The sequence below is a fragment of the Rhodococcoides kyotonense genome, assembly GCF_900188125.1.
GTDB classification, from domain to species: domain Bacteria; phylum Actinomycetota; class Actinomycetes; order Mycobacteriales; family Mycobacteriaceae; genus Rhodococcoides; species Rhodococcoides kyotonense.
In genome coordinates this window covers 1-15747 of the sequence record NZ_FZOW01000038.1, presented here as the reverse complement: position 1 = coordinate 15747, position 15747 = coordinate 1, and the positions used below count along the sequence as shown (strand labels likewise).

Below are 15747 nucleotides of genomic sequence, written 5' to 3'. Positions count from 1 at the left end.
ATCGAGCGGACGCTGCTCGCGCACTATGAGGCGACAGTGTTGGAGATGGCCGCGGAGCTGACGGCGAAAAACTATTCGCGTGCCGTCGAATTCGCCGAGGCGGCGGATCTTGTTCGTGGATACGAAGACGTCAAGCTGCGCAACGTGTCGACATATCTCGGACGCGTTCGCCGGCTCGGAATTGCGGTACCGGACGTCGACCTCACCTGACCGTGCGAATACGACTGCCCCGCGTACCCTATGGTGCGCGGGGACTTTCAGCTCGTCAACGAGCCACGACGTCTGGGGGAACGTCGGAGAGGCGTCGGCGAAGGTCCGTTGTCGACGTGCTCGCTGCGATCGTTGCCAAGAGGGAGCGTTCGACGCGGTCGCCCTCGAGACACAGGTCGGTCACCGCGCCCAGGAGCGTCTGCGGTACGACGCAGATGCCGTCGTCGTCGGCGACGACGATGTCACCCGGATCGACGAAGACGCCCGCTACGGTGACCCGTTCGCCAAGCGACTTCTTCGCGAGGCGGTACCGTCCAGCGATGGGTGCCCGGGTCGCCGACCACACCGGAAGGTTCGTGGCGAGAATCGAGTTCGAATCGCGGACGGCCCCGTCGACGACACATCCTGCGAGTCCGGCCAATGCGGCCCAGTGGGCTGAGATCGAGCCCATGACGGCGCACACGGGTTCGGGTGGGCACACGATGACGGCGACGTCTCCAGGGGCTGCACCGTCGAACAGCTCGCGGTCGAACAAAGACGTACCGATGCCGGCCCGTCGATTGGAGGCGGGGTTGTCAGGGAGTGCGACGTACGCGAGTGTCACTGCCGGACCGATAGCGCGGTGACCTCGTTCGAGCGGTGCCAGCGCGATGGCTGCCCCTTCGATCCCGAGAGCGTCGAGCGCATCGGCGACGGCCGCGCTGACATCGGGAATGGAGGTGAGTCTGGCGATGTCGGCGGCGACGGTGGCGCGATCGTACTGGGTCATTGGCGGACGCCTTTCTGGACGAGATGTACGTACTTGGCCATTGGACGGGACCAATGGCGGTAATATTCCAAAGTATTGCTGAGCCATTGGCGGCGAAGGGTGTGTGTAGGGTGGCAGACGATCAGTTGGACAAACTGGATCTGGATTTGCTCAAACTTCTGGTCGAGGAACCCAAGGCGGGAGTTCGGGAGTATGCCCGGCGACTCAATGTCGCCCGCGGCACCGTGCAGTCACGCCTGGACAAGTTCGCGCGCGTCGGCGTCGTGACGAGCTATCGGCCGCAGATGCAGCCCAGCGCTCTCGGCTATCCGCTGCTGGCGTTCGTCCACTTGCACATTGCGCAGTCGATGATGAACGACACCTGCGCACAGCTCGAAACCATTCCGGAGGTGCTGGAAGTCAATTCGGTTGCGGGCGAGGGTGATTTGCTGTGCCGGGTGGTCGCTCGTGATCACGACGACTTCGAGACCGTGTTGCAGGCAATCATTGCATGTAAGGGCGTGTTGCGCACCCGGTCCGAGATGGTACTCAGTCGCCGAATCATGCCGCGCATCGTGCCGTTGCTCGAGAAGACGAGAGCCGGGGCGCCCTGACGGACGCCCCGGATCGGTGTGAAAATCCAGTTCACAATGCCATCGTCGCGGTCGAAGGTAGTCCAGGGCGACGCAGCTGTTCGAACTCGGCAATCGAATCCTGGTGTTGCAGTGTGAGGTCGATGTGATCTAGTCCGTTCATCAGCCGCCAGCGAACGTTCGAATCGATGTAGAAGTAGAACCTGGTGTCTCCTGCCTCGACAACCTGCGCCTTCAGGTCCACTGTCACCGGGTCGCGGGGGGCGTCCTCGACGATCTTCCAGAGGCGTTCGACGTGTTCCGTGTCGAGCTCGATGGTCAACAGGCCGTTGGTCAGCGCGTTGCCGCGGAAGATGTCGCCGAAGCGGGGCGCGATCACCACACGGAATCCGTAGTTCTGTAAGGCCCAGACCGCGTACTCACGAGACGATCCTGTTCCGAAGTCGCGTCCGGCCACGAGGATCGTCGCGGAGACGAAGTTCGGGTCGTTCAGTACGAAGTCCGGGTCCTCGCGCCAATCGTGAAAAAGTTTGTCGGAGAATCCGGTTCGTGCGCTGTGTGTGAGAAATCGAACGGGGATGATCTGGTCGGTGTCGACGTCGGAGCGCCGCAGCGGTGCAGCGATACCGGTATGTACCACAAAGGGTTTCATGCGAATCTTCTTTCTAGCTCAGGTCGGCGGGGGATACGAGACGGCCCGCGACGGCGCTGGCGGCTGCGACAGCCGGCGACACGATGTGCGTGCGAGAGCCTTTACCTTGCCGGCCTTCGAAGTTGCGATTGTTCGTCGACGCAGCCCGCTGCCCCGGGCTGAGCCGGTCTTCGTTCAGTGCAGCGCACATCGAGCAGCCCGCGAATCGCAGTCCAGTTCCGGCGCGTCGGAAGATGGCCTCCAAGCCCTCGTCGATGGCTTGCTGCCGGACCTTCATCGAGCCGGGCACGATCATGAGGTCGACGCCCGAGGCGACCGTCCGCCCGTCGAGCACCTTGGCTACCTCTCGCAAATCCTCGATGCGGCTGTTGGTGCACGAGCCGACGAACACGACGTCGATGGGCAGGCCCCGAACAGGTTGTCCGGGAACGACATCCATATACGAAATGGCCCGCTCGACAGCGGCACGCTCGTTGGGGTCATCGATCGAGTCGGGGTGAGGTACGGGCTCACCCAGTGGAACGCTTTGTGCTGGCGTCGTGCCCCAAGTGACCACTGGAGTCAGTGCTGCCGCATCGATGACGAGTTCTTTGTCGAAGGTCGCGTCCTCGTCGGTGAAGAACTGCCGCCAGTGCTCGACCTCTCGATCCCACTCCGCGCCTGTCGGGGCAGCAGGGCGACCCTTCAGGTAAGCGAACGTGGTCTCGTCCGGGGCGATCATGCCGGCACGGGAGCCTGCCTCGACGGACATGTTGCACACCGTCATTCGGCCTTCCATCGACAGTTCCCGAATGGCCTGTCCGCGATACTCGATGACGTGTCCCTGACCGCCCGCGGTACCGACACGCGCGATGATGGCGAGAATCAGATCTTTCGCGGTTACGCCTGCGGGCAGTGACCCGTTCACGGTGACGGCCATGTTCTTCAACGGGGCGATCGGCAGAGTCTGCGTTGCGAGAACGTGCTCGACCTGGCTGGTTCCGATCCCGAAAGCCAGTGCCCCGAACGCGCCCTGGGTTGCTGTATGGGAGTCGCAGCACACAATGGTCGATCCGGGATGGGACAGCCCCAGTTCGGGTCCGACGATATGCACGATGCCCTGGTGTTCTTCTCCCAGGCGGAACAGTTCGATGCCGAACTCGGCGCAGTTCTTGCGCATCAGCGAGACCTGTTCGCGTGCAGCAGGATCACTGATGACCTTGTCGATCGCGATCGTGGGGGTGTTGTGATCCTCGACTCCGATCGTCAGCTCGGGTCGCCGGACCGACCGGCCGGAAGCGCGAAGGCCGTCGAACGCTTGCGGGGTGTTGACCTCGTGGAGTAGGTGCATGTCGATGTAGAGCAGGTCGGGCTCGCCGTCGGTGCGTCGGACGATGTGCGCATCCCACACTTTCTGGGCCAATGTTCGTGCCATCGAGAATTCTCCTGGTGTTCTGAATGTGGGTCAGCTATAGAAGTAGGCGAGGAAGCCCGAGGCGGTCAGCAGGACGAGGCCCCCGCCCAACCTCGAGGTGATCTGAGCGAAGGGCAGCAAGTGCATCCGGCGTGTGGTTCCGAGAGTGGCGATGTCGCCCGATCCGCCGAGGTCCGTCATACAGAGTCCTGCGGTGATCGACGACTCGACGAAGTAGAGGCGCAGCAGCCATCCGACGAAACCTGCGATGACTGCGGTGATGAGTACGGTTGCGACGGTGAATGCGAGATATGCCGGCCGAGTGGCTAATTCGGCGATCTGGTCGATGTCGATGAGAGACACGCCGATCCCCACCAAAGCCGCAGGAACCCAGAGCTTGACGACGAATCCGTACCACTCGGTTGCAGATTCTTCGACGTCGTCGGGAAGGATTCCGACGATCTTGATGACAGCCGTCAGCACGATGACCCAGGCGTACAGATGCACTGCTGGAACCAATGCCTGCATCATGGCGCCGATGAGGTAGACCGCTGCTGTGATGACGATTCCGGTGCCGAGGTTCGCGACGGTGAGTCGACGACTGTCCGGGGTTACAGCCTTGATCTCGTCGGCAGTGGCTTTGACGCGAAGCATCTGTCCGTGGCCGTTGAAGCCGTAGAACAACTTGGTGCGTCGGCGAGTCAGGTTTGCGTACACCGAGGCAAGCACGATGCAGAGGAGATTCGCACAGATGATCGGCGGCACGATAGTGCTCATGAAGGACTGAGGGTCTCCGCCGATCTTGTCCGCGTACATCTGCGAAAGCGGAATAGCGCCACCCGAAATGCCACCCGCCATGATCGGGATGGTGACTTCCATGATTGCGGTGCGGAATCCGAATCCTGTGGCGGCGGCTATCGCACCGATGATCGACACTACGGCGCCGAAGGACACCACGATGACAAGACAGAACCGTCCACCTGCTTTGATCAGGAACCGCCGGTCCATTCCGAGGATGCTGCCCACGATGATGGAAGCGACAAGAATCTCGACGAACCCGTAACCGGTGAACCAGTTCTTGATGACGGTGACGAAACTGTCCGGTACCGCTCCGAAGTACACCGCGGCTGCGGGAGCGAAGACGCAGAGCAGTGGTCCGCCACCGACGGCAGACAGCGCGGGGGTTCGGTCCCCGAGCCAGAAAAGCCCGCATCCCAGGATCATGCTGATCGCAAGGCCCCCGAAGATGTTCTCCGGCAACGTGTTCGTATACACCGCTGCCAGACCGACCGCGACGAGAACCAGATACCACCGCCACGGAATGGCGAGAATCTTCACCGGGCCGGATTCAGCTTCGATCGGCGTCGTCTGTTCGGCATCCTTCGTTTTTTCGACACTCACCGCTACTCCTTCGTGCGTCGCTCGTGGGCTGTGAGCGACGCTTGCCTTCAGGCCTGTGTGTGACTGGAGTCACTGGATTAGAACCGTAGGTCGCAGCAGGCCATGCAGTCCAAGCGTGCGGAAAATCGTGTACCAACGGTCGCCGCAACCGCGCCGTCGAGTGAATTAGGTGCGCAATTGGCGTCCTCTTGCGAAGTCCGATGACGAATGCACGTCACCCCGATCCAAGTGACGAGACTGTTGACCGCGCACGGAATCTTGCATATTGTGGCTCACACCACATTCCATTTTAACGTAGTTGTTCCACATAGAGGAACAACTTCCAAGCCGCCCCGAACCCGAGGGCGCCTCACGAATCGGAGTCGACGCATGCCACTGATGCGGATGATGCAAAAAGTACCTGCAGGGATGCTGCTGGTGCCGCTTCTGATCGGCGCGGTCATCAACACACTCGCACCCGACCTGAAGAACGCGGCCGGGTCGTTCACCGGCGCGTTCCTGACGGGGCTACCCGCGGTCCTCGCGGCGTTCTACTTCCTTGTCGGTTCGTCGGTGGAGTTTCGCGCTACGCCGTACATCCTGAAGAAGGGTGGCGTCCTGGTCTTCGCGAAGATCTTTTTTGCCACCGCGATCGGCGCCATCGCCGGTGTGTTTCTTGGAACCGATCCTGTTCAGAGCGGATTCTTCGCAGGCCTGTCGGTGCTGGCTTTGGTGGTGGCGCTGAACGATACGAACTCGGCGATGTTCATCTCCCTGATGAATCAGTACGGCCGCAAGAGGGATGGCGGTCTGTATGTCATGATGACGTTCGAATCCGGCCCGTTCATCACGATGGTCACGCTCGGTGTGGCGGGTCTGGCAGGCTTCCCGTGGCCCGCTGTTCTCGGCGCCGTCCTTCCGCTGCTCCTGGGCATGCTGTTGGGGAACCTCGACAGAAATCTGAAGGACTTGTTCTCCAAAGCGATTCCGGCGCTGATTCCGGTGCTGGGGTTGGGGGTCGGCTTCACGATCGACCTGAGCAAGGTCCTCACTGCGGGTCTGCTCGGTATTCTGCTCGGCCTCTTCGTCGTTCTGGTCGGCGGAGCGTTCTTGCTCGGCGTCGACAAGATCACCAAAGGTAACGGCATCGCCGGACTGGCAGGAGCGTCGACCGCCGGAAATGCTATCGCAGTTCCCACGGTCATCGCCCAGGCGAACCCGGCCTACGAACTCGCTGCGCAGCAGGCGACCATCCTTGTCGCGTGCTGCGTCGTGGTGACATCGATTCTGTGTCCGGTGATCACGGCCATGTGGGCAAAACGCGTGGTGGCCAACGATCCGACGCTCGCATGGGTGGACGGGGCAGTCGAAGAGGTCGAACCCGATGAGGAGATCGACCTGGTCGAACCCTCGGTGCGCGACGACGTCAGCGAGACGCTGAAGCCATTGACGCCGCTGGATGGTGATCAGATGCCGTTATCGGACAAGGGATCTCGATAGATCGTCGTTTTCGATCACTGCTGCAAACGCTTTGTCGCCGCCGCAGCGGCAGCCTGGACCTGCTCACCGCGAAGGAGTTGTACATGTTCGTCGACTCGATGTGCAGGCATGGAGATACTCAGCGCGCCCACCGCAACGCCGGTGTGGTCCAACACGACCGCGCCGACCGCAGAGACGTCCACATGGCGTGCACGATCGACGCACGAGTAGCCTCTCGCTCTCACGCGAGCCAACTCGGCAAGAAGGTCAGTCGCCGTCGTAATCGAGAACTCGGTGTACGGGGTGAGTTCCTCTCCGCCAACCAAGGCGCGGCATTCTGCGTCGCTGTAAGTCGCAAGAATTGCTTGACCTGCTGCCGTCGCATGAATCGGGTAGCGAGTGCCGATGGTGGCGCTGGTCTGAACCGGGTTGCTTCCTTCGGTTCGCTCGATCAGCACCACGTGTGCGCGATCGGGGATCGAATAGTGGATGGTCTCGCCGGTCGCCTCGGCCAGTGCTCGCATCTCGTCGAGTACGACAGCTCGAAGATCCTTCTCACGCACGACCTTCGAGCCGACGTTCGCGGCCTTCGCGGTGATCGACCACAGTGGATAACGACCACCATCGGATCTGACCCAGCCCAGATCCGCCAAGGTGGTCAGCACTCGGTGGGTGGTGGTCTTCGGTAGATCAAGATGAGTTGCAAGATCTGTCACGCTGATCGGTTGTTGCTCAGCCACTGCCTCCAACGCGAGAAATGCAATTCGAACGCTTCTCATCTCTTGCCCTCCTTGATATGTATCCCTACACTAATCATCAATGTTCCACTTTTTGCCTAGCTGTTCCACATAGAGGAACAGCTAGGAAAGTTACAGGAGACTCTCCATGACTCACACTTCAGGCCCACTAGCCGGCGTCCGCGTTCTCGACATGACGCAACTGATGGCAGGCCCCTATTGCACGGCACTGCTTGCCGACCTCGGTGCGGACGTCATCAAGATCGAAAAGCCCGAAACTGGTGACGACGCACGGCGTATGGGCACCAGCGAGGACCAGGATGCCTCTCCTCCGTTCATCGCGATGAACCGAAACAAGCGTGGAATCGTGCTGGACATCAAGTCCGAACTCGGCGCCTCGGCGCTGCGGGAACTCGTGAGGGGCGCCGACGTTCTCGTCGAGAACTTCCGTCCCGGCACAATGGACCGGCTGGGGCTCGGGTACGAGGCGCTCGCGGAGATCCGACCGGAGTTGGTCTACTGTTCGATCTCCGGCTTCGGGGCCACTGGGCCGTACCGGGATCGGGGTGGCTTCGACCTCGTCGCGCAGGCGATGAGCGGGCTCCTCAGTATGACTGGCAGCCCGGAAGCCGGACCCGCGAAGGTGGGCGTGCCGATCTGCGATCTGAACGCAGGCATGTACGCGGCCATCGGCGTGCTCAGTGCGTACATCCATCGCCTGAAGACGGGCGTCGGGCAATTCCTCGACACGTCCCTACTCGACTCGGGGATCGCATACACGGTGTGGGAGACAGCAGCGCTCTTCTCCTCCGGTGACGTCGCCAGCCCACTCGGTACGGCACACCGCCTGTCGGCGCCCTATCAGCTTTTACCCACGGGCGACGGCTGGATCGCGATCGGTGCCGCGAACGACAGAACATTCGGGAAGCTCTGTGCAGCAATCGAACTGGACGAGCTTGTCAACGATTCACGATTCGTCACGAACGCCGCTCGCATGCGCAACCGCGACGAGCTCATCGAGGTGTTGAGTAACCGGCTGCGTGAACGAACGACGGCCGACTGGCTGGAGCCCCTGCATCGCCACGGCGTTCCCAGCGGACCGATGTACGACGTCGAACAGGTCTACCAGGACCCGCACGTCCAGGCCCGCGACATGCTCGTCACCACGGAACATCCGCGCATGGGCACGGTCCGTCACATCGGATCCCCAGTCAAGCTCTCGAAAACTCCGATGGCAATACAGCGGACCGCACCGCTACTCGGCGAGCACACCCGCGAGGTGCTGATCGAAGCAGGAATCGACGAAGCGACCGTCGAACGAACACTGGGCGTCGACGCCGTCGCCGTCGCCGTCGCCGGCTGAACGAACCAATAGACTAGGCAAGGAGTTTCAACCCATGACCAGTACTGTCCCCGACGTCGAGCAGCTCGTCAGCTTCCGCTACGACACCCCGCACGTCGCAGTCATCACCATCGACAACTACCCAGCGAACGCGCTCAGCGGCCCGGCACGCCTCCAACTCGGGCACATCCTCGACGAAATCGAGGAGAACCTGGACGTACGAGCTGTCGTCATCGCGTCCGAGGGGGAGCACTGGAGCGCCGGCGGTCAGCTTCGCGAGGACGAAGTCCTCGAAGACAGCGACGTCACGGACTACATCGAATCGTTCATGGCGACAGTCAACCGTGTCGAGAACTTCCGCGTTCCGGTGATTGCGGCGATCCAGGGCGGAGCGCTCGGTGGCGGCATGGAATTCGCGCTCGCATGCGACATTCGTATTGCGTCGACGAAGGCGTTTTTCGTCGCGGCGGGCGTCAATGTCGGTCTGATCGTGAGCTTCTGGCGTTTGCCCCGACTCATCGGTCTCGGCCCCGCCAAGGAGATCCTGTTGACCGGTGAGCGGTGCAAGGCTGATCATGCGTTGCGTGTCGGTTTGGTGAGCGAGGTCGTCGAACCCGATGAGTTGCTCGACGCGGCGCTGAAGAAGGCTCGACGCATTGCCTCACGCGCCCCGCTGTCGGTGGAAGCCACCAAGGCAGCGGCCAACAAGGCTCACGATCTGGATTTCGCAGAAGGCCACCGCCTGCAGATCGAGAAGTTCGGCGAGATGTTTCGCACGAACGACCACAAAGAGGCACTGGCGGCGTTCTTCGGTAAGCGCGAAGGAAACTACGTCCGCGGTTGATCGAGGTTCGGGGACGGGCAACTGTGCGCAGCGACGCGTTTGCCCGTCCGACTGCCTCGCTTAATGCAGAAGTCCTACGAGAAGACGAACGTCTGATGCCACAACAACCCTCATCGGCAGCAGCGTGGGCAGCTGGGACGGGTTCAGCGGGGCGAGACGACCTCGACCTCGTGTCCACGTTGCTCAGAGTCGCTGACGCCACCCGTTCACGTTTGACGACGGTCCTCGACAGGTCGGGTGTCACGTGGGCGCAATACGAGATTCTGGAGTCCCTCGACAAAGCACGCTGCCCGATGTCGTATCGGATGCTCGCGACGGTATTGCAGCGGCACCGAACCAGTATCACCGCGACCGTCAGTGGGCTTCTGGCCCTCGGCTACATCGACCGGTGGGTCGCACCGGATTCTCGTTCCACCACCATGATCGAGGCCACCGAGCCCGGCGTTCATGCGCTGCGACGTGCCAAGCGCGTCCTGGCCGCTTACGAGAACGACCTGGTCGACCCAGGTGCCGTTGCACTCGTCGAGGCAGCCATCCGTCGGTGACATGCCCCGGGCGAACCAAGCGACGCGTGGAGTGCAGATTTCGCATCGGCACTCGAGCGTCCCCGACAAAGAACATCTCAGTCCTCTGAACTCCAGGGGCCCATGCAAGGAGTACTGCCATGACGTCCACACAGATCTCGTCCACGTCGACCGACATACCTACCGCGCGGGACTACTTGATGTTCGTCGACGGTGAGTGGACAGAGTCCGTTTCGGGGCAGTGGACGACCATCACGACACCTGCGATTCGTGAGCACGTCATCGCCAGAACGCCTGCGGCGGATCAACGGGACGTGGATCTGGCCGTTCGTGCAGCGCGACAGGCATTCCCTTCCTGGCGTTCTCACCACTTCACCGCTCGCGCACGAATCCTGGGCCGTATCGCCGATGCGATCGAAGAGCGTGCAGAGGAGTTGGCTCGACTGACTGCAGTCGACACGGGGAACGCGCTGCGCACGCAGGCGCGTCCCGAGGTCACAACTTTGGCCAATTTGTTCCGGTTCTTCGCAGGCGTGTCGGGCGAGATCAAAGGAACAGTTCTGCCGGCCGGAGACGACCAGCTGCAGTACACGCGTCAGGAGCCATTGGGGGTGATCGGCTGCATCCTGCCGTGGAACTCTCCGCTCATGATCGCGGGCTTCAAGATCCCCGCGGCGCTGGCGGCGGGGAACACCGTCGTGGTCAAGGCGGCGGACGCAGCTCCCCTCAGCGTGTTGCTGCTTGCAGAGATCTGTGCCGAGTTCCTTCCTGCCGGCGTTCTGAACGTCCTGACGGGCACCGGTGCGGTCGCGGGCGGGGCGCTCGTCCAGCATCCGGGTGTGGACAAGCTGTCGTTCACCGGATCCACGGAGGTCGGCCGCAGGGTTGCACGAGAGGCAGGCGGCAGGCTTGCGCACGTTTCTCTCGAACTCGGCGGCAAGAATCCGTCGATCGTCTTCCCCGATGTCGACATCGATTCGACGTTCGTGGAGCAGCTGTTGTTGTCGACGCGCGTACATCGACAGGGCCAAAGTTGCACCGCCGGAACACGATTGTTCCTACACAAGGATGTCTACGACGACGTGCTCGATCAGCTGGTCTCGGCGCTGGGTGCACTGCGCGTCGGGAATCCGCTGGAGGAGCAGACCGACATCGGAGCCATCGTCAACAAGCACCAGTTCAACTCAGTGAGTTCCTTCTTGGAAGAAGGCCTGTCCACGCCCTCGGTGTCCGTTGCTCTGGACGGGTCTCCCGGCAGGCTGGGTAATGAGGAGGGCTACTACATGGGCCCGACCGTGTTGTCGGGTGCAGACAATTCCTGGCGTCTGTCGCGCGAGGAAATCTTCGGTCCTGTGCTGGTGGCGATTCCGTGGTCGGAGCAGGACGAAGTCATCGACATGGCCAACGATTCCCACTACGGCCTCTCGGCATACGTGTGGACCAAGGATCTCGATCGAGCACTCACGACGGCACACCGCCTCGAAACCGGTTGGGTGCAGGTCAACCAGGGTGGCGGGCAGATGGTCGGCCAGTCGTACGGCGGCTACAAGAGCAGCGGTATCGGTCGCGAGGTCTCAGCCGAAGGAATGATCGCCGGCTTCACCCAAACCAAGCAGATCAACGTTCGCCTGAACACACGCTGACGCCCACCATTCCCCCGAGGAGACACAAATGACTACAGGCCCACTCGACGACATCCTGGTGCTCGATCTTTCCCGCGCGCTGGCAGGCCCCATCGCCGCAATGATGCTAGGGGACCTCGGTGCCCGCGTCATCAAGGTCGAAGCACCTGGCACCGGTGACGATTCACGTACGTGGGGACCACCTTTCGTCGGCCCTGACGACGACCCGCAGTCGTCCTATTTCATGTCGGTCAACCGTAACAAGGAATCGATCGTCCTCGATCTCAAGAGCGGCGAAGGCAAAGAGTCGCTGACGCGGCTGATTCGGCGTGCCGACGTTCTCATAGAGAACCTACGGCCCGGCGCATTCGACCGTTTGGGCTTCACGACCGAAGAACTCGAACGCATCAACCCCCGCCTGATACTGCTCTCGATCACGGGATTTGGGCACGACGGTCCAGAGGGATCGAGACCGGGTTACGACCAGATCGCACAGGGCGAAGCAGGACTGATGTCCGTCACCGGAGACACCGAGACCGGCCCGACACGCATCGGCGTGCCGATCGCTGACGTCCTGGCCGGAGTGCACGGCGCCACCGGTGTGTCTGCGGCTCTGGCCGGCCGCGCACAGACCGGCAAAGGAATGGTCGTCCGCACGTCGCTGCTGGCAGCTGCAGTGAGCACCCATACCTTCCAGGGTACGAAGTGGACCGTCGGCAAGCAGGTGGCTCAACCCTCCGGCAACCACCACCCACAGATCGCGCCGTACGGCAGTTTCAAGTGCGCGGACGGGTTCGTTCAGATCGCAGTGGGCAGCGAAGGTATCTGGCGCAAGTTCGCGCCGGTGGCCAATTTGGATCCCGCGGACCCACGCTTCGACACCAACAGCAACCGTGTGGACAACAGAACGGCACTCACCGCGACGATCGAGCGCGAATTCGAAAACCGTGACCGCAGTGACGTTCTCGGCGAACTGAACATTGCAGGTGTGCCGGCAGGATCGATTCGCACCATCGACGAGGTCTACGGATGGGAGCAGACCCGCAGCCAGGGGCTACTGCTGGACATCGACCACCCTGTTGTCGGACCCATTCAGCTGCCTGGACCGTCCCTTCGCGTGGAAACCGCAGACGGTACGTCTTTGGTTCGTAACAGCCACATTGCGCCTCCCACTCTAGGACAGCACACAGCCGACATCCTCGAATGGATCTACGGAGACGAATCGCAGTCGACGGTGGACGATGACGAACTTCGTTCGCTCGACGCGACGCGTGTCTGATCGACGCCGACACGCGGTCGACGGTGAGTCGGCTGCACTTCGGTCCATCACCGCGGCGTCCAATCCGACCCCGCTGACGAAAGCAGCACCGATGAATTCGGCAACTACCGAAGCAGTGCGCGTTTCCGACGTGGCAGTCGTCCGGAACGGGCGTTCATTGCTGAATTCGATCTCATTGTCGATTCTGCACGGTGAGCACTGGGCAATTCTCGGCCCGAACGGCGCAGGGAAGAGCACTCTCCTGAGTCTGCTCGGTGCCCTGGTCCATCCCACTCGTGGATCCGTCCATGTGCTGGGACGTAGGCTCGGACGGGTCGACATGCGTGAACTCAGAACGTTCATCGGGCACGTCGGCCCCCGTCACAGACTCGAACAGCCATCGACGGCACTCGAAGTCGTGATGACAGGACTGACCAACACCGCCGTCAGGGTTGCCCGACACGAACCGTCTGCTGATCACATAGCGCGCGCCCACATGCTGCTCGAACAGCTGGGGATGTCGGATCGTTTGCACACGGTATGGACGACCATGTCGCAGGGTGAAAGGGGACGTGTGCTCATCGCGCGAGCGTTGATCTCGCAGCCTCAGCTATTGCTGCTCGATGAACCATCGACGGGACTCGACGTCGCCGCTCGTGAGCAGTTGCTGGATGCGCTGGGTCGCCTGGCCGACGAAGACAATCGACTGTCCACAGTTCTTGTAACACACCATCTCGAGGAACTGCCGCCCCATACCAGCCACGCCCTACTGCTGAACGGGGGCCGGATGATCAGCGCTGGCCCCGTCGAGACGGCGCTGACATCAGAGAACGTCAGTCGATGCTTCGGACACGGCCTCGAGATCGGACGCGCTGGAAGCAGGTGGTTTGCGCGTACCTCCCGACCTGCGGAGCTGGTGACATGACACGGGCCATTCTTCACTTGTTCAGGAGCAGCGTTGCGCCGAACGCTCTCGACTGGGCGATCGAGGCAGCCACGTTGGACATGGTCGCCGCGAAGACAATCGGCGACCACCGAACTGCGGTGTCACGTGCCCGCGACCGCAGCCTCTGTACAGAGATTCGCATCCTGTGGCCGTAACAGCCACAGGATTTGAGAGACAGGATCACCGCTCATGTTCACGTTGACCGAAGACGAAGTGGCCATCAACGAGACGGCGAGGGATTTCGCCGACGAGTTTCTTGCGCCGAATGCCGTCGAGTGGGATCAGAACAAGCATTTTCCGGTGGATGTGTTGCGTAAGGCAGCGGGCCTGGGAATGGGTGGCATCTACGTCGACGAGGAAGTCGGTGGGTCGGGTCTGACGCGTGTGGACGCGGCCAGGATATTCGAGCAGTTGGCGACGGGTGATCCGTCCATCGCGGCGTACATCTCCATTCACAACATGGTGAACTGGATGATCGACACTTACGGCACCGACGAGCAGCGTCGTCAGTGGATACCGGGGTTGTGTTCGATGGACCAGCTCGGCAGTTACTGCCTCACCGAACCAGGAGCGGGTTCCGACGCGGCGGCCTTGTCCACGAAGGCTGTTCGCGACGGTGACGACTACATTCTCAACGGTGTCAAGCAGTTCATCTCCGGTGCGGGCACATCTGATGTCTATGTCGTGATGGTCCGGACCGGGGACGCGGGCCCGAAGGGGATCTCGGCGATCATCGTGCCGAAGGATTCTGCGGGTCTGTCGTTCGGTGCGAACGAGAAGAAGATGGGCTGGAACGCGCAACCCACTCGGCAGGTCATCTTCGAGGACGTGCGGGTTCCGGCGGCGAACGTGCTCGGCGACGAAGGCGGTGGCTTCCGCATCGCGATGAACGGCCTCAACGGCGGGCGCTTGAACATCGCGGCGTGCTCGATCGGTGGCGCACAGAGTGCACTCGACAAAGCCGTGTCGTACCTGCTCGAGCGCAAGGCCTTCGGTAGCCGGTTGCTCGATCAGCAGGCGCTGCAGTTCCGGCTGGCGGACATGAAGACCGAGCTCGAAGCGGCGCGGACGATGCTGTGGCGTGCTGCGGATGCGCTGCAGAACAATGCCCCGGACAAGGTCGAACTGTGCGCGATGGCAAAGAGATTCGCCACCGACACGGGCTTCCAGGTCGCCAACGATGCACTGCAACTTCTCGGTGGTTACGGGTATCTTGCGGAGTACGGTGTCGAGAAGATCGTTCGCGATCTTCGCGTGCACCAGATCCTCGAGGGAACCAACGAGATCATGCGAGTCGTCGTAGCTCGCTCGCTGACCGCCACGTAGCGGCAGATCCCGATGGCCCGTGCGAAACACAGCGACATCCTGGCTTGTGGGGGTCGATAATGGGCTGCAAAGGTTCGGATACACGCGCGAGCATCGCGCTGACGTTGGTCGTCGCACTGTTTGCGATGCTCGCTGCTGCCGGTTCAGTGATCGGCGTGTGCTTCCTAGCCACCCATACCGCCCAGTCTGACCGTGCACCAATGACCGCAGTCGACATCTTCGTGCTCATGCTGGTTCTCGTGTCCGAACTCATGGCAATAGTCCTCGGCACGATCGTCGCGATGAGGCACCGCGGCGGGGCACCAAGCGTACCGCCGCCACCATCACCCCGGTACTAGCTGGCTGGTTCCGAGACGGATCCCGCCTGATGAGCCTTCTTGGCGAGGGGTCGGCGTCGATGATCCGTGGTCCCAATCCTAAGTGTCATGCAACGGATCGGTCCACGGTTCATCGGCGTCGCTGTGGTCTGACACCTAGACGAGCACGGCTCCGGTCGACGCCGATCCGACCAGCTTGGAATACTTGGCCAACACTCCGCGCGTGTAACGGGGAGGCAGCGGAGCCCATCCTTGCTTACGTGCTTCGAGTTCCGCGTCGTCGACGAGGACGTCGAGTGTCCCCTTTCCGACGTCGAGACGGATCTGATCACCGTCGCGCACGAAGGCGATAGGCCCGGCGTCGACGGCTTCCGGC

At 61.9% G+C, this 15747-nt stretch carries 17 protein-coding genes and 1 pseudogene; 12 read left to right on the top strand and 6 right to left on the bottom strand.

Annotated elements, in window-relative coordinates:
* Positions 1 to 210 (top strand): DUF6537 domain-containing protein (locus CHB96_RS29245; RefSeq protein ID WP_141136604.1); only part of this gene is annotated, 210 nt, incomplete at its 5' end.
* Between the two features lie 55 nt (positions 211 to 265).
* On the opposite strand, the gene CHB96_RS29240 is transcribed toward CHB96_RS29245, so the two are convergent.
* Positions 266 to 979 carry an RraA family protein gene (locus CHB96_RS29240; RefSeq protein WP_089252995.1) on the bottom strand — a complete coding sequence of 238 codons (714 nt, stop codon included), beginning with the start codon at positions 977 to 979 and terminating at the stop codon, positions 266 to 268.
* A 110-nt stretch (positions 980 to 1089) separates the two neighbouring features.
* Between CHB96_RS29240 and CHB96_RS29235 the strand changes: the two genes are divergently transcribed.
* Positions 1090 to 1572: an Lrp/AsnC family transcriptional regulator gene (locus tag CHB96_RS29235; RefSeq protein ID WP_245866304.1), complete on the top strand. Its 483-nt coding sequence runs from the start codon at positions 1090 to 1092 to the stop codon at positions 1570 to 1572.
* Positions 1573 to 1603: 31 nt separating this feature from the next.
* On the opposite strand, the gene leuD is transcribed toward CHB96_RS29235, so the two are convergent.
* Genes leuD through CHB96_RS29220 form a run of 3 tightly spaced genes read right to left on the bottom strand, consistent with a single transcriptional unit; the run spans position 1604 to position 4997 of the window.
* A complete protein-coding gene (gene leuD, locus CHB96_RS29230) occupies positions 1604 to 2203 on the bottom strand; it encodes a 3-isopropylmalate dehydratase small subunit (RefSeq protein WP_089252991.1) in 600 nt (199 codons plus the stop codon).
* A gap of 13 nt (positions 2204 to 2216) precedes the next feature.
* Complete coding sequence (gene leuC, locus CHB96_RS29225; protein ID WP_089252989.1) at positions 2217 to 3617, bottom strand: 3-isopropylmalate dehydratase large subunit; 1401 nt, start codon at positions 3615 to 3617, stop codon at positions 2217 to 2219.
* A 30-nt stretch (positions 3618 to 3647) separates the two neighbouring features.
* On the bottom strand, positions 3648 to 4997 hold the full coding sequence (locus CHB96_RS29220) for a 2-hydroxycarboxylate transporter family protein (protein WP_245866302.1): 1350 nt from the start codon (positions 4995 to 4997) through the stop codon (positions 3648 to 3650).
* A gap of 369 nt (positions 4998 to 5366) precedes the next feature.
* Here CHB96_RS29220 and CHB96_RS29215 point away from each other — a divergent pair, with 369 nt between their 5' ends.
* Entirely contained in the window at positions 5367 to 6476 is a 1110-nt protein-coding gene (locus tag CHB96_RS29215; RefSeq protein ID WP_089252987.1) for a 2-keto-3-deoxygluconate permease, read from the top strand.
* Positions 6477 to 6490: 14 nt separating this feature from the next.
* On the opposite strand, the gene CHB96_RS29210 is transcribed toward CHB96_RS29215, so the two are convergent.
* Positions 6491 to 7234, bottom strand: a complete 744-nt coding sequence (locus CHB96_RS29210) for an IclR family transcriptional regulator (RefSeq protein ID WP_089252985.1) — start codon at positions 7232 to 7234, stop codon at positions 6491 to 6493.
* Between the two features lie 106 nt (positions 7235 to 7340).
* On the opposite strand from CHB96_RS29210, the gene CHB96_RS29205 reads away from it, so the two are divergent.
* From CHB96_RS29205 to CHB96_RS29915, 9 genes are all read left to right on the top strand, one after another.
* The gene (locus tag CHB96_RS29205; protein ID WP_089252983.1) at positions 7341 to 8555 is read left to right on the top strand and encodes a CaiB/BaiF CoA transferase family protein; all 1215 of its coding nucleotides are present in this window, start codon (positions 7341 to 7343) and stop codon (positions 8553 to 8555) included.
* Positions 8556 to 8589: 34 nt separating this feature from the next.
* Positions 8590 to 9378 (top strand): enoyl-CoA hydratase/isomerase family protein, encoded by a 789-nt coding sequence (locus tag CHB96_RS29200; protein ID WP_089252981.1) that lies wholly within the window; start codon positions 8590 to 8592, stop codon positions 9376 to 9378.
* A gap of 95 nt (positions 9379 to 9473) precedes the next feature.
* Entirely contained in the window at positions 9474 to 9923 is a 450-nt protein-coding gene (locus tag CHB96_RS29195) for a MarR family winged helix-turn-helix transcriptional regulator (protein WP_141136603.1), read from the top strand.
* 119 nt (positions 9924 to 10042) lie between these two features.
* Entirely contained in the window at positions 10043 to 11545 is a 1503-nt protein-coding gene (locus CHB96_RS29190; protein ID WP_089252977.1) for an aldehyde dehydrogenase family protein, read from the top strand.
* A gap of 28 nt (positions 11546 to 11573) precedes the next feature.
* Positions 11574 to 12803 (top strand): CaiB/BaiF CoA transferase family protein, encoded by a 1230-nt coding sequence (locus CHB96_RS29185; RefSeq protein ID WP_089252975.1) that lies wholly within the window; start codon positions 11574 to 11576, stop codon positions 12801 to 12803.
* Positions 12804 to 12894: 91 nt separating this feature from the next.
* On the top strand, positions 12895 to 13707 hold the full coding sequence (locus CHB96_RS29180) for an ABC transporter ATP-binding protein (RefSeq protein ID WP_089252997.1): 813 nt from the start codon (positions 12895 to 12897) through the stop codon (positions 13705 to 13707).
* Positions 13704 to 13883 (top strand): hypothetical protein, encoded by a 180-nt coding sequence (locus CHB96_RS29175; protein WP_089252973.1) that lies wholly within the window; start codon positions 13704 to 13706, stop codon positions 13881 to 13883. The genes CHB96_RS29180 and CHB96_RS29175 overlap by 4 nt, the downstream gene beginning before the upstream one ends.
* 34 nt (positions 13884 to 13917) lie before the next feature.
* Positions 13918 to 15054: an isobutyryl-CoA dehydrogenase gene (locus tag CHB96_RS29170; RefSeq protein WP_089252971.1), complete on the top strand. Its 1137-nt coding sequence runs from the start codon at positions 13918 to 13920 to the stop codon at positions 15052 to 15054.
* A gap of 200 nt (positions 15055 to 15254) precedes the next feature.
* Positions 15255 to 15392 (top strand): hypothetical protein, encoded by a 138-nt coding sequence (locus CHB96_RS29915; protein ID WP_176444564.1) that lies wholly within the window; start codon positions 15255 to 15257, stop codon positions 15390 to 15392.
* A gap of 135 nt (positions 15393 to 15527) precedes the next feature.
* On the opposite strand, the pseudogene CHB96_RS29160 reads toward CHB96_RS29915, so the two are convergent.
* Positions 15528 to 15747 (bottom strand): annotated as a pseudogene (locus tag CHB96_RS29160) (dihydroxy-acid dehydratase domain-containing protein); the annotation flags it as partial.